Origin of the sequence: Cytobacillus oceanisediminis (genome assembly GCF_004366035.1) — a bacterium.
GTDB lineage: Bacteria > Bacillota > Bacilli > Bacillales > Cytobacillaceae > Cytobacillus > Cytobacillus oceanisediminis_C.
In genome coordinates, this window is record NZ_SOEE01000004.1 from 363,315 (window position 1) to 377,144 (window position 13,830).

The window sequence follows — 13,830 nt, forward strand, 5'->3', positions numbered from 1 at the left end:
CTAAATTCCATCAAAGCAGTATGACGTGAACGGAAAGTAATTGCCTCTCTGAAGGCATTCGGCCTTTGCAGAAGGGGAATCAGCGCTTTGAGTAATGCATACAGGAGGGGTAAAACGAGGAGGAGCTAGGAATGGAAATATTAAAAGTTTCAGCAAAATCTAATCCTAATTCTGTAGCTGGTGCGCTTGCCGGAGTTCTTCGCGAAAGAGGAAATGCGGAAATCCAGGCAATTGGTGCGGGTGCATTGAACCAGGCTGTTAAGGCAGTAGCGATCGCAAGAGGATTCGTAGCGCCTAGCGGAGTGGATTTAATTTGTATCCCTGCATTCACGGATATTCTGATTGACGGCGAAGAGCGGACTGCCATTAAGCTGATTGTGGAGCCGCGTTAGCCAAAAGCTTCAGAACGGGAAATCATCCATTGTCATATGCATAAGTCAGCAAAATATAAATTCGTTAAGAAATATTAAAACCTGTTTGCATCATAGGCAAACAGGTTCTTTTTTTAATAAGATGTAGCTATACAGAAAAAGGGAGGAAGACAGTGTGAAAATATTTGATGCGCATTGTGATGTCCTATATAAAATATTTATGGACAGAAAGGTTGACTTTAAAAACTCAGGCAGTCTTCAGGTAAATCTGGAAGGTCTGCAGGCTTCCCGTTTCAAAGTTCAGTGCTTTGCCATATATGTTCCTGAATCTGTACATCCGGAAATGAAGTTCAACGCAGCCCTCTATATGGCCGATCTGTTTTACGACAAAGTGCTTAAGCCCAGCCCGCAATTAAAGCTCATTAGAAGCAGCCGGGACATCGACCTGCTGCAGGATGATGAAATAGGGGCAGTGCTGACATTGGAAGGATGTGATGCAGTTGGCTGCGATCTGCTTAAATTGAAGACGCTTCTCAGGCTGGGGGTGTCTTCAGTAGGACTGACCTGGAATTATGCAAATTGTGCTGCTGATGGAGTGCTTGAAGAAAGGGGGGCAGGGCTTTCTTCGTTTGGCAAACAAGTAGTTTATGAATTAAATGCCAGCAAAGCATGGTGCGATGTATCCCATCTATCTGAACGCGGGTTCTGGGATGTGATGGAATGGGCAGACTATCCTTTTGCTTCTCACTCGAACTGCTATTCGCTGTGCCCGAATCCCCGTAATTTATCAAACGAACAGATTGAAGCCCTGATTGACCGGGACAGTGTGATGGGCATTACATTTGTGACGGAGTTTTTATCTGGAAAACAATCAGCCACAATTACTGATATCCTAAGACATCTTGAACATGTTTGTTCACTAGGAGGAGAAAATCATGTAGGCTTTGGTTCGGATTTTGACGGCACAGATGGAAGAGTTACAGGTTTGGAGGATGCAAGAAAATACGATAGCCTGATAAATGAACTAACAAAATATTATTCTGATATACAAGCTGAAAATTTTCTATTTCGGAATTTTTATAGCAGATTTCCAAGGTGAAAATGGTGAAAAAACTGTATATCAAGGGATATGAGAGACCTATTAATTCCAAAATAAAATGATCTTTTTAGTATTTTTCAAAAAATAAAAAAATATTCATCTTTTAGCCAATAAATATTCAGAAAGGGTTGCTTTTTTAGACGCATAGGTCTAGAATTGAAAGCGTTTAGTACCCATCCATCTTCCCAAAATATAGCCTTAAAGGCATGTTGAATGACCGGATTACTGGACAAGTACTACACTTATATTAAATAAACGTTTTTACATAATTTCTTAACGTATCTAAAGGGGTGTAAGACATGATCAATCAACTTTCATGGAAAGTTGGAGGACAGCAAGGGGAAGGTATTGAAAGTACCGGGGAGATTTTCTCCATTGCGCTAAATCGTTTAGGCTACTACCTGTACGGTTACCGCCACTTTTCATCACGTATTAAGGGCGGGCACACGAATAACAAGATTCGCGTCAGCACGTCACAAATTCGTTCTATTTCGGACGATTTAGATATTCTGGTAGCTTTTGACCAGGAAACAATCGATTTAAACTACAAAGAACTTCACGATAAAGGGATCATGATTGCAGATGCAAAGTTTGATCCTAAACAGCCAGAAGATACGAATGCAGCTTTGTATGCAGTCCCTTTTACAGAGATTGCTACAGAGCTTGGAACATCCCTGATGAAAAACATGGTTGCTGTTGGAGCGACATGTGCAGTTCTAAATTTAGATATTAAAGTATTTGAAGAAGTAGTTCAAGAGATTTTTGGGCGAAAAGGGCAGCAGGTTGTCGATAAGAACATGGAAGCCATTCAGGCTGGCTTTGATTTCATGAAAGAAAAGCTTAGTGATGACGTGGAATTAATGGAGCTTGAAAAGGCTGACGGACTGAAGCGTTTATTCATGATCGGAAACGATGCAATCGCTCTTGGTGCACTTGCAGGCGGATGCCGCTTCATGGCTGCTTATCCAATCACACCTGCATCCGAAATCATGGAATATCTGATTAAAAAGCTTCCGGCGCTTGGCGGATCTGTCATCCAGACAGAAGATGAAATTGCCGCAGTTACTATGGCAATAGGTGCGAACTACGCAGGTGTCCGCTCACTTACAGCATCTGCTGGCCCTGGGCTTTCCCTTAAAATGGAGGCGATCGGCCTTTCAGGAATTACTGAAACACCGCTGGTTATCGTTGATACACAGCGTGGCGGCCCTTCTACAGGACTTCCGACAAAGCAGGAGCAATCAGACTTAATGGCAATGATTTACGGAACTCATGGCGAAATTCCAAAAATCGTGCTTGCTCCAAGTACGGTACAGGAAGCATTCTATGATACGGCTGAAGCTTTCAACCTTGCGGAAGAATATCAGTGCCCGGTTATTGTTCTCTCAGACCTGCAGCTTTCTCTTGGAAAGCAGACAGTGGAGCCGCTTGATTTCAGCAAAGTTGAAATCCGCCGAGGAAAGCTTGTTACAGAAGAACTTCCTGAAATTGAAAACAAAGGCTACTTCAAACGCTTTGAAGTTACAGAAGATGGAGTTTCACCTCGTGTGATCCCTGGTATGAAGAACGGAATTCACCATGTGACCGGTGTGGAACATGATGAAACTGGAAAACCTTCAGAATCAGCTGCAAACCGGAATGCTCAAATGGATAAGCGTTTCCGCAAGATTGAAAATATTAAATTCAATACACCTGTTCACAAGCATGCTCCTCATGAAGAAGCAGACTTGCTGATTGTCGGCTTCAACTCAACACGCGGTGCAATTGAGGAAGCAATGAGCAGGCTTGAACAGGACGGTATTAAAGTAAATCATGCACAAGTTCGCCTGATTCATCCTTTCCCAACTGATGATTTATTGCCGCTTGTGAAGTCAGCTAAGAAAATTGCTGTAGTAGAAAACAACGCTACAGGACAATTAGCGAACATCATGAAGATGAACGTCGGACATGCTGAGAAAGTACATAAGCTATTAAAGTACGACGGAAATCCATTCTTGCCGCATGAAATTCACACAAAATGCAAGGAGTTGTTCTAAATGGCCACATTTAAAGATTTTCGCAATAATGTAAAACCAAACTGGTGCCCAGGCTGTGGAGACTTCTCCGTGCAGGCTGCGATTCAGCGTGCGGCAGCAAATGTTGGTTTAGAGCCTGAGAACTTAGCTGTAGTATCAGGCATCGGATGCTCCGGACGTATTTCCGGCTACATCAATTCATACGGTTTCCACGGCATTCATGGGCGTTCACTGCCAATCGCCCAGGGTGTGAAAATGGCTAACCGGGATTTAACAGTTATCGCATCCGGCGGTGACGGAGATGGATTCGCGATCGGTATGGGCCATACGATCCATGCGATCCGCCGTAATGTGAACATCACTTATATCGTAATGGATAACCAAATCTATGGTTTAACAAAAGGACAGACTTCACCGCGTTCTGCGGCTGGCTTCAAAACCAAGTCTACTCCACAAGGTTCTATTGAGCAGGCGATTTCTCCAATGGAAATGGCATTAACTGCCGGTGCGACTTTCGTGGCACAAAGCTTCTCAACTGACCTTAAAGATCTGACTGCGTTAATCGAAGCAGGCATTAAGCATGATGGCTTCTCTTTAATTAACGTGTTCAGCCCATGTGTTACATATAATAAAGTAAACACATATGACTGGTTTAAAGAAAACCTGACAAAGCTTAGCGATGTGGAAGGCTATGACAATTCAAGCCGTGAAATGGCCATGCAGACTCTTATGAAGCACAGTGGCCTAGTAACTGGCTTAATCTATCAGGACACAGAGCGCAAGTCATATCAGGAATTGCTTTCAGGTTACTCTGAATCACCTTTATCACAAGCGGATCTTGAACTAGATCAAGCTCACTTTGATAAACTTGCAGCTGAATTTATGTAATAGAAAGAAGCCCGGGGCTCCCGGGCTTCTTTTTTTGACGGAGATATGGCTATTGTGAATTTGGCAAATAAAACGTTAAAACTGGGGAAATGAAAGCAGAATTTGAGTAAACATATCAGGAAAATAAGGAAAGTTTAGAAGAATCCGGGGAAACAATTTGCATAATGGAGAAAGCATTCACCAAAGGCGAAGCTTAAGGAGATTGTATATAATGTGACACTTATCACACAAAAAATATTAAATTTAGTCTAGTATTAGTGATTGTGCAGGATTAAAACTATACCAGAACGTACATACAAGTAATAGCTGCTGATAAGAGGCTGAGTGCTGTTTTCTATTGTTTTAACTATAAGAAAGCCTTATACTATAATAATGTGCACATATATAAAATGCACACACATAATAGCTGAAAATTGAGTTTAAATGATAGATGCTGCTCAGGAGGAAGAGAAAGGGGATACATGATGAACGAAAAACAGCGTTTAGAAAGCCAGCAAGTGCAAACAGCTAATCCTTCGGACAAAAAATCCGTAAAGGATTACAGCAAATACTTTGAAACTGTTTATACTGCACCTTCCTTAAAGGAAGCGAAAAAACGCGGTAAAGAAGAAGTGAAATATCATAAAGACTTTAACATTCCAGAAGAATTTCATGGAATGGGAAATGGCCGCAAATTCTATATCCGCACTTACGGCTGCCAGATGAATGAGCATGATACCGAAGTTATGGCTGGTATTTTCCTTGGTCTTGGCTATGAGCATACAGAATCAGTGGAAGATGCAAATGTCATTTTGCTTAATACATGTGCCATCCGTGAAAATGCCGAGAATAAAGTATTTGGAGAACTTGGCCATCTTAAACATTTAAAAAAGGAAAATCCGGATCTTCTAATTGGAGTCTGCGGATGTATGTCACAGGAAGAATCTGTTGTTAACAAGATTCTTAAAACATATAACCAGGTAGATATGATATTTGGAACACACAACATTCACCGTCTTCCTAACATTCTTCAAGAAGCATATATGTCGAAGGAAATGGTTATCGAAGTATGGTCTAAAGAAGGTGATGTTATTGAAAACCTTCCAAAAGTGCGCCGCGGCAATATTAAAGCATGGGTTAACATTATGTATGGCTGTGATAAGTTCTGCACCTACTGCATCGTACCTTATACACGAGGAAAAGAGCGGAGCAGACGTCCTGAGGATATCATTCAGGAAGTTCGCCAGTTAGCGGCTCAGGGCTACCAGGAAATTACCCTGCTTGGGCAAAACGTAAACGCGTATGGAAAAGATTTTGAGGATATGAAATACGGTCTTGGCGATTTAATGGATGAAATGCGCAAAATCGACATTCCGCGAGTACGCTTTACAACAAGCCATCCGCGCGACTTTGATGATCATCTGATTGAAGTGCTGGCCAAAGGCGGCAATCTGGTAGAGCATATTCACCTGCCAGTTCAATCGGGGTCAACAGATGTGCTGAAGATTATGGCCCGTAAATATACAAGGGAACAATACTTGGAATTGGTCCGTAAGATTAAAGCGGCTATTCCAGAGGCTACCTTCACAACTGATATCATCGTCGGCTATCCTAATGAGACAGAAGAGCAATTCGAAGAAACAATATCCCTGTATCGGGAAGTAGGCTTTGAAGCTGCTTATACATTCATTTACTCACCTCGTGAAGGCACACCAGCGGCCAAAATGGTGGATAATGTGCCAATGGAAGTGAAGAAAGAACGTCTTCAGCGGCTGAATGCAATTGTTAATGAATTATCGGCAGAAGCAATGAAAAAATATAAAGGCCAGACTGTCGAAGTACTTGTGGAAGGGGAAAGCAAGAATAATCCTGAAATTCTTGCAGGTTACACAAGAAAGAACAAGCTGGTAAACTTTAAGGGACCGAAAACAGCGATCGGCAAAATTGTGAGTGTAAAAGTAACGGATGCGAAGACATGGTCCCTAAACGGAGAAATGGTAGAAGAACTAGACGCGGTTGAGGTGAAGCAGTAATGGCTAAATACACAAAAGATCAGATTGTAGAACGTGCAAAGGAATTGGCACGAATGATTGCAGAGACAGAAGAAGTGGATTTCTTCAAGCGTGCTGAAGCACAGATTAATGAAAATGAAAAGGTTAGTGCTACCATTACAACAATCAAAGGCTTGCAAAAGCAGGCTGTCAATCTTCAGCACTATGGTAAAGCAGAAGCATTAAAGAAAACAGAAGAAAAAATTGCTCAATTGGAACAGCAGCTGGATGAAATCCCTGTTGTCCAGGAATTCAAGCAATCCCAGGTGGATGTTAATGAATTACTGCAGATTGTGGCTAATACGATCTCCAACACTGTAACAGACGAAGTCATTACTTCTACAGGCGGAAATCTCCTGAGCGGTGAAACAGGATCAAAAATCAGCAACAGCAGCTGTACACATTAATAAACAGAGAGCCAAACACCCTGCACCAATTGGTGCAGGGTGTTTTTACGTTCTATATTAAGGGAGGAATTGGTTTTGGCCATGGGTTGTGGGGGGCCTTTTATTGGTTTCGTAATAGTTCTACTGCCTTTAAAAATTCTTTTCTGTACTCCTGCTGTTCGATGAGCGCTGCATTTAACGTTGACAGCAGGGATTGATTCAGCATTTTTGTCCCTGCATCATCAGATTTTTTGTCCAAAAAGTTGAGGAGAAAAGTATATACAAGAAGCAATGTCGAGTAATTATCCACATATGTGAGATTGATTGCCCGTCCGCCCTTACCGCCGGCAGCATGGTTATTGATCGACGGTATTCCGGCATCTGCTGCCATATCAATAAACTCCTTTGGAATACCCAGCTGCTTGAGGACTTCAGGATCCAGATCCAGCTTTTGCATATTTTGACTTAGCATGGTACTCCCTCCCTTCTTTTTGGACATTTTTAGACTCTGCATAGAAAGAATTGCTTTATCTTTAATTACGCTTTGTTGCTTTGCTGCTGAGTTGTAGTGTTCACAGAAATGGCTGTGGAGTCTCCTCCATTTGCAATATTGTATTGAGCTGAAAGAATTGGAATGTTGATCAGTGCAGCATTAACAGCAAATCCTCCACCAGAAATCGGCAATTGGCCGTTTAGGTTTGTTTGAGGAAGGTTTGCTTGTGCAGCGAAAGTAAAAGCTTCCGCTTCATTGCCGCTGTCTGCTCCATTTACTGCTCCGCCGCTCGGCAATACGCCATTGTCTTTTTCGTAATCATCATAGCATCTTGATAGCATATTTTTTCACCTCCTTCAATTGATTGAAGTGGCTGTTTTCTAGATTATGAGTCTTTCTTCATCTTGTCTGAAAGATCCAGATCCAGAAGTTTCTTACCGTTTACAGATAGTTTCACCTGTTTATAATCCTCGGATGTTTCCACAACAGGCAGCAGATTTTTTAATGCAGGAATCATATTCCCGATCCCGGAGGAATTTTTTGTGAAGAGCCCTTCTAAGTTTTTCAACGGCTTAAGAGATTCCATAAGATTTCCTTTTAACTCTTCAGACTGAATTTTTTCTAATCCTTTTGTATAGTATCCGCCCAACGTTTCAGTAAACTTGGCCACCATTTCTTCTGCATATTGTTTTGCTTCTTCCCCTGTCAGCTCTTTGCCATTGATTGAAACTTTATAGTTGGAGTTCTCCTTGTCTGCCATTCCTGTTCACCTCCTTATCGATAGTTTATTATATTGATCCTAGAGCCAAGCTGTCTCCGCAAATGCAGTAGGACAAACGTGCATTTTTCAATTACATACCTATTAGTGAGTTTTAAGTCCTTACCATAGGCAGTCATTTTCCTCATTTATATAGAGAATTCTCCTGCCTGATTTGTTCTGACCGGAACATTCGCCCGCTTCCGGCATACTATAAATCATGCCAATACTTTTGCCTAACATTCATAAAAATTATCGCACACTAGTCTAATATCCCGCATAGGATGAATTGAAAATGAATGAGGAGGGTTCGCTCGCAATGGGAGATTACAGAGAGATTATAACGAAAGCGGTCGTTGCGAAAGGACGTAAATTCACACAGTCCAATCATACGATCTGCCCGTCACACCATCCGTCAAGCATACTTGGCTGCTGGATCATAAACCATACGTACGAGGCGAAAAAAGCTGGAAGAACAGTGGAAATCTGCGGCCATTATGACATTAACGTTTGGTACTCTTTCAACAATAATACAAAAACCGAAGTTGTTACCGAACGGGTTGAGTATAAAGATGTCATTAAATTAAAGTACCGTGATCCGGACTGTTTGGATGATCATGATGTCATCGCCCGTGTTCTGCAGCAGCCAAGCTGCTGTGAAGCAGTCATTTCTCCAAATGGCAACAAAATCATCGTCACTGTGGAAAGAGAGTTCATGGTCGAGGTAATCGGCGAAACAAAGGTTTGTGTAGCTGTTCACCCAGACAAGTGCGAGTGCGATGATGACGCTTGGGGACTTGATGTGGAAGATGAAGAATTCGAGGATTTAAATCCGGATTTCTTGGTGGGAACTGAAGAAGAGTAATGACAAACTAGGAGGTTTTGCTTCCTAGTTTTTCTTTTTATATTTTAATAATGTCAGCTAAATTCAAGCGAATTAACGACAGCACCTTCCGCCTTTAGTCTGAATGCATCTGAAGAGTCTTACCTTAGAATGGAGGTATAGGATGTAAGGGGGAGAGGCGAGGATGAAAATATTTCAATTGAATTTGAAGTGCCATGATTTAGACAGGATGAAAGAATTTTATACAATTGTGCTGGAGATGGAGCTGCTGACGGAGACTCAGAGTTATTTTACGATTATGGCCGGCTCAACAAAGATTCTTTTTGAGAAAGATGCAGCAATCCCCTTTTATCATGTATGTTTCAGGACCAATGCTGAATACTTTGAACATATGTATCAGAAATTAGGTGCTGAAAGTGTGCTGCTGCCAAATGAGAGCGGCGAGTACAGTATGTATTGGAAAGGAAAGCAGGCATATTTTATCGATCCGGACGGAAATATTATAGAGATGCTGGAGCGGCCTTTGAATGGTGGAAAAAAGGAGGGTCTCCGCTGGCATGATGTCGGGGAAGTTGGCTTGCCAGTCAATGATGTAGCTGCAATGGAGCGGGAATTAGATCAGTATCTGCACAGTGAACAGATGGATTCCAGCGAGACGTTTGCTTTTTACGGAGACAGGAAAGGGGTTTTTGTGCTTGTGAAGGAAGGGAGGAACTGGTATCCAACAGAAAAGGCTGCCGTTATTTCCCCAATTAAGATATTTGCTTCGGGACCAGGGGATGCCATGTTTCAGCATCAGGAATATCCTTATGAAGTGATTGTGAGGAAGGAATGGGAAGGGACCATCCCGGCTGTGCAATTTCGCATTGCACGTCCGACAAACCAGCTTGATAAACTCATTTCCTTTTATGAAAAAGGACTGGGTCTGAAGAGAGTCGGCGAGTTTTGGAATCATGAAGGCTATGATGGTATTATGATTGGTCTGCCTGATAGCCAATACCATCTTGAATTTACTCAATCTAAGGAAAAAATGGAGCTTCCGCTGCCGACAAAGGAGCATCTATTAGTCTTTTATGTGGGAGACCGCCTGGAGCGGGATACCATTGCCGAAAGGCTTGCTTCTTTTGGTTATTTGGAAACAGAACCGGAAAATCCATATTGGGGCAGAGGCGGAGTGACAATTGAAGATCCCGACGGATGGCCGATTGTATTAATGAATACGCCAGGAATATAAAGCTTCCGGTATGCCTGGAGCTTTTCCAGTGTTAATTTTCAAATGAATAAGCCGTCGTTTTCCTAAATATGTTAAAATAGCAAAGTAGTAAAATGAATGCAGAAAGGTTGAGGGTTTATGTTTAAAAAGGTTGCCTCTGATGTGCTGGGATTAAGCGATGTGGGAAGCGTCATCCAGCCGGCAGACTATGACAAAGTTGATGCTGACGATTATGTCCTGCACGAAGATAACGAGAAAATTTACTTCCTGATCAAGTCCAAATCGGATGAATACTGCTTTACGAATAAGGCACTTATTCATCTGGATGGTACTAGTGCTGTCAGCAAAAAACGAACTCTAAAGCGCTACAGCTACCGCGAATACAGTATTTCAAATGTGATGCTGGAAACAGCTGGTACAGTCGATTTGGATGTGGAAATCAAATTCGTGATCGGTTCTCAGGCATTTTCTATTGACGTACATAAAAAGCATATCGAAGAATTGAAAGATTTATATAAAGCTCTGATCCGCATTTCCGAAATCTGCCGCGAAAATGAAGTGTCCATGGAGTATGCTGAAAAAAGCCTGAATTTGGCATCAAGCACTCTTGGACGTTCAGTGTCCAGTCAGGACGCCAATGTGGTGGACAATTTCCGTGTACTAAATGAAACAGCCTTCAACTGGCTTATGAACAGCCGCAAGAAATATAATGTGAAAGACTTCGGATATGTGTTCGAAAAATACATCAATAACTAAAATCCTGGCAGCTCTCCATTGGGGGCTGCTGTTTTATTTGAGGCCAGCTGTTTTGCTGCTCACTAAAAACGCAAATATAGTTTAACCAATGCGATGATTGAAGCGGAGGATATTTGACTCCAGCGGGAGGAGAGGAAAGTGAGATACCCCTGCAGGCTCTCATTCCTCAACGCGGAAAGCAAGTGTCCCGTGCTGAAATCAATGGCTCAATATATAAGCCTATCAATATAAGAGAAATGTCAAGGCAAATATTGCACCTCTGAGTCAGCCGATAATCTATGATATAATGAAAAAGACGTTTTTAGAGGAAATCTCTAAAACAGGATTTTAAAATAATAGATTATGGATCGTTGGAGGAAGTTATGGCAGCAGCATACACGCCTATGATACAGCAATATTTAAGGGTAAAGGCAGAATATCAGGATGCCTTTTTATTTTTTCGCCTTGGCGACTTTTACGAAATGTTTTTCGAGGATGCACTTAAAGCGTCACAGGAGCTTGAAATCACATTAACCAGCCGCGAGGGAGGCACGGAAGAACGGATTCCCATGTGCGGGGTGCCGTATCATTCAGCACCGGTTTATATTGAACAATTGATTGAAAAAGGATACAAAGTCGCGATCTGCGAGCAAACAGAAGATCCGAAACAGGCAAAAGGAGTTGTGAAGCGGGAAGTCGTACAGCTTATCACACCTGGAACAATGATGGAAGGCAAAGGCCTTCAGGAAAAAGAAAACAACTATATTGCATCAATTTCGGTCTTTGAGGATGAAACTTTTGGATTTGCCACCAATGATTTATCAACAGGTGAGACAAAGGTAACGATGTTAAGCAGCGGGTTTGATGAGGTTTTGAACGAGCTGTCCATGTCAGGAGCAAAGGAAGTAGTCATTTCTTCAGACTTTGATGGAGAGTGGCAGAGGAGAATGAAAGAACGCTCCGTCATGGCGATTTCATTCGAGGATGATTGCGGAGTCCGGGACACTTTCGAGGAACTTCTGGATGATTTAAATCAGGACAAGCTTAGGGAAACTTCTTCCAGACTGATTAATTACTTGTACCGTACGCAGAAGAGGAGCCTGGATCACCTTCAAAAAGTGGCTACTTATCAGATCAATCAATACATGAAAATCGATTTTTTTTCAAAAAAGAATCTTGAGCTGACAGAAACCATCCGCAGCAAAGGCAAGAAGGGCTCACTGTTATGGCTCCTGGATGAAACGAAGACTGCAATGGGGGGCAGGCTTTTAAAGCAATGGATCGACAGGCCGCTCATTGATGAACAGGAAATCAAACGCCGCCATTCGCTGGTTGAAACGCTTATTCACTCTTTCTTTGAACGGGAAGAAATCCGGGAAAAACTGAAGGAAGTCTATGACCTGGAACGCCTTGCAGGAAGAGTGGCATTTGGAAATGTAAATGCCCGCGACCTTGTGCAGCTTAAGAAATCTCTTCAGCAGATACCTGTTTTAAAAGAAATGGTCTCAAATCTGCCCAATGAGGAAGCAGTGAGGCTTGCTGAGCGCCTGGATGCATGTGAAGAAGTCACGGATACTTTGGAAAGCGCGATAATGGAAAATCCGCCGCTGTCTTTGAAGGATGGAAACATCATTCAGGACGGCTATCATGAAGAGCTGGATAAGTACCGTGATGCAAGCCGCAACGGGAAAACCTGGATTGCCCAGCTTGAGAAGCAGGAACGTGAAAAAACAGGCATTAAATCATTAAAAATCGGTTTTAACCGTGTGTTTGGCTATTATATTGAAGTTACTCGCGCTAACCTGCATCTTCTGAAAGAAGGGCAATATGAGCGCAAACAGACCCTGACCAATGCTGAACGATTTATTACGCCTGAATTAAAGGAAAAAGAATCACTCATACTGGAAGCACAGGAAAAGTGTGTGGAGCTCGAGTATGAATTATTTACGAATGTCCGCGAACATGTAAAAGAATTTATTCCGAGATTGCAAAAACTGGCGAAAACGGTAAGTGAGCTGGATGTACTTCAGTGCTTCTCCGCTGTCAGCGAGCAAAGACATTATACAAAGCCAAATTTTTCAAATGATAGACGGGTTTATATCAAAGACGGCCGCCATCCTGTCGTTGAAAAAGTCCTGAACGCACAGGAATATGTGCCGAATGACTGTTATATGGATGCGGACCGGGAAATGCTGCTGATTACAGGGCCGAATATGTCCGGTAAAAGTACGTATATGCGGCAAATCGCCCTGACCGCGATTTTAGCGCAAATCGGCTGCTATGTGCCTGCTTCTGAAGCCGTGCTGCCAATTTTCGACCAGGTATTTACGAGAATCGGAGCCGCCGATGACCTTATTTCCGGCCAGAGTACGTTCATGGTCGAGATGCTTGAAGCGAGAAATGCGATTGTGAATGCCACTCAAAACAGTTTGATACTGTTCGATGAAATCGGGCGCGGAACATCCACCTATGATGGGATGGCATTGGCGCAGGCAATCATTGAATATATTCACAACCGGATTGGTGCGAAGACTTTATTTTCCACGCATTATCATGAACTGACGGTGCTTGAAGAAGAACTGCAGAAGGTGAAAAACATCCATGTCAGCGCAGTCGAGCAAAATGGACGGGTTGTGTTCCTTCATAAAATTAAGGAAGGAGCGGCAGATAAGAGTTACGGAATCCATGTTGCCCAGCTTGCAGAGCTCCCGAATGAACTGATTGTAAGGGCAAATGAAATTTTAACAGGGCTGGAATCGAACGATCCCGGTCCTGTAAAAAAAGAGATTCCTGCAGCAGAAAAAATGGCAGATCCTGCTGCCCAATTATCTTTCTTTGAGGAGCCTGAAGATGTAAAGAAACCTTCAATAAGCTCTAAGGAAAAAAAGGCTATTGATAAAGTCAAAGCGCTCGATATCCTTGATATGACACCAATGCAGGCGTTAAATACATTATATGAACTGCACAGGAAATTGAAGAATTAAAAAACAGGGGGTGAC

At 42.4% G+C, this 13,830-nt stretch carries 13 protein-coding genes and 1 pseudogene; 11 read left to right on the forward strand and 3 right to left on the reverse strand.

Annotated features, from left to right (window positions below):
* Positions 1–131: 131 nt before the first annotated feature.
* The 6 genes from spoVS to DFO72_RS12605 all read left to right on the forward strand — a co-directional run bounded on the left by spoVS (position 132) and on the right by DFO72_RS12605 (position 6,810).
* Positions 132–392, forward strand: coding sequence for a stage V sporulation protein SpoVS (gene spoVS / locus DFO72_RS12580; RefSeq protein ID WP_009330666.1), 261 nt, complete (start codon positions 132–134; stop codon positions 390–392).
* 154 nt (positions 393–546) lie between these two features.
* Positions 547–1,470 carry a dipeptidase gene (locus DFO72_RS12585; protein WP_113882012.1) on the forward strand — a complete coding sequence of 308 codons (924 nt, stop codon included), beginning with the start codon at positions 547–549 and terminating at the stop codon, positions 1,468–1,470.
* A gap of 299 nt (positions 1,471–1,769) precedes the next feature.
* A complete protein-coding gene (locus DFO72_RS12590; protein WP_113882013.1) occupies positions 1,770–3,506 on the forward strand; it encodes a 2-oxoacid:acceptor oxidoreductase subunit alpha in 1,737 nt (578 codons plus the stop codon).
* Positions 3,507–4,373, forward strand: a complete 867-nt coding sequence (locus DFO72_RS12595) for a 2-oxoacid:ferredoxin oxidoreductase subunit beta (RefSeq protein WP_113882014.1) — start codon at positions 3,507–3,509, stop codon at positions 4,371–4,373.
* Positions 4,374–4,834: 461 nt separating this feature from the next.
* Positions 4,835–6,385, forward strand: coding sequence for a tRNA (N6-isopentenyl adenosine(37)-C2)-methylthiotransferase MiaB (miaB, locus tag DFO72_RS12600; RefSeq protein ID WP_181782269.1), 1,551 nt, complete (start codon positions 4,835–4,837; stop codon positions 6,383–6,385).
* The gene (locus DFO72_RS12605; protein WP_113882016.1) at positions 6,385–6,810 is read left to right on the forward strand and encodes a RicAFT regulatory complex protein RicA family protein; all 426 of its coding nucleotides are present in this window, start codon (positions 6,385–6,387) and stop codon (positions 6,808–6,810) included. Before miaB ends, DFO72_RS12605 begins: the two co-directional genes overlap by 1 nt.
* 100 nt (positions 6,811–6,910) lie before the next feature.
* Here DFO72_RS12605 and DFO72_RS12610 read toward each other — a convergent pair whose 3' ends face one another.
* The 3 genes from DFO72_RS12610 to DFO72_RS12620 form a co-directional block, all read right to left on the reverse strand.
* The gene (locus tag DFO72_RS12610) at positions 6,911–7,261 is read right to left on the reverse strand and encodes a hypothetical protein (RefSeq protein WP_113882017.1); all 351 of its coding nucleotides are present in this window, start codon (positions 7,259–7,261) and stop codon (positions 6,911–6,913) included.
* 65 nt (positions 7,262–7,326) lie between these two features.
* On the reverse strand, positions 7,327–7,623 hold the full coding sequence (locus tag DFO72_RS12615) for a hypothetical protein (protein WP_009330659.1): 297 nt from the start codon (positions 7,621–7,623) through the stop codon (positions 7,327–7,329).
* Between the two features lie 44 nt (positions 7,624–7,667).
* A complete protein-coding gene (locus DFO72_RS12620; RefSeq protein WP_113882018.1) occupies positions 7,668–8,042 on the reverse strand; it encodes a hypothetical protein in 375 nt (124 codons plus the stop codon).
* Positions 8,043–8,358: 316 nt separating this feature from the next.
* Between DFO72_RS12620 and DFO72_RS12625 the strand changes: the two genes are divergently transcribed.
* The 5 genes and pseudogenes from DFO72_RS12625 to mutS all read left to right on the forward strand — a co-directional run bounded on the left by DFO72_RS12625 (position 8,359) and on the right by mutS (position 13,815).
* Positions 8,359–8,904, forward strand: a complete 546-nt coding sequence (locus tag DFO72_RS12625) for an outer spore coat protein CotE (RefSeq protein ID WP_113882019.1) — start codon at positions 8,359–8,361, stop codon at positions 8,902–8,904.
* 163 nt (positions 8,905–9,067) lie between these two features.
* Positions 9,068–9,382, forward strand: a pseudogene (locus tag DFO72_RS30575) (VOC family protein); the annotation flags it as partial.
* Positions 9,383–9,667: 285 nt separating this feature from the next.
* Complete coding sequence (locus tag DFO72_RS29760) at positions 9,668–10,117, forward strand: VOC family protein (RefSeq protein ID WP_395858169.1); 450 nt, start codon at positions 9,668–9,670, stop codon at positions 10,115–10,117.
* A 117-nt stretch (positions 10,118–10,234) separates the two neighbouring features.
* Positions 10,235–10,852, forward strand: a complete 618-nt coding sequence (locus tag DFO72_RS12635) for a PH domain-containing protein (protein ID WP_113882021.1) — start codon at positions 10,235–10,237, stop codon at positions 10,850–10,852.
* A 362-nt stretch (positions 10,853–11,214) separates the two neighbouring features.
* Positions 11,215–13,815, forward strand: a complete 2,601-nt coding sequence (gene mutS, locus DFO72_RS12640) for a DNA mismatch repair protein MutS (protein ID WP_113882022.1) — start codon at positions 11,215–11,217, stop codon at positions 13,813–13,815.
* The last annotated feature ends 15 nt before the right edge of the window (positions 13,816–13,830 follow it).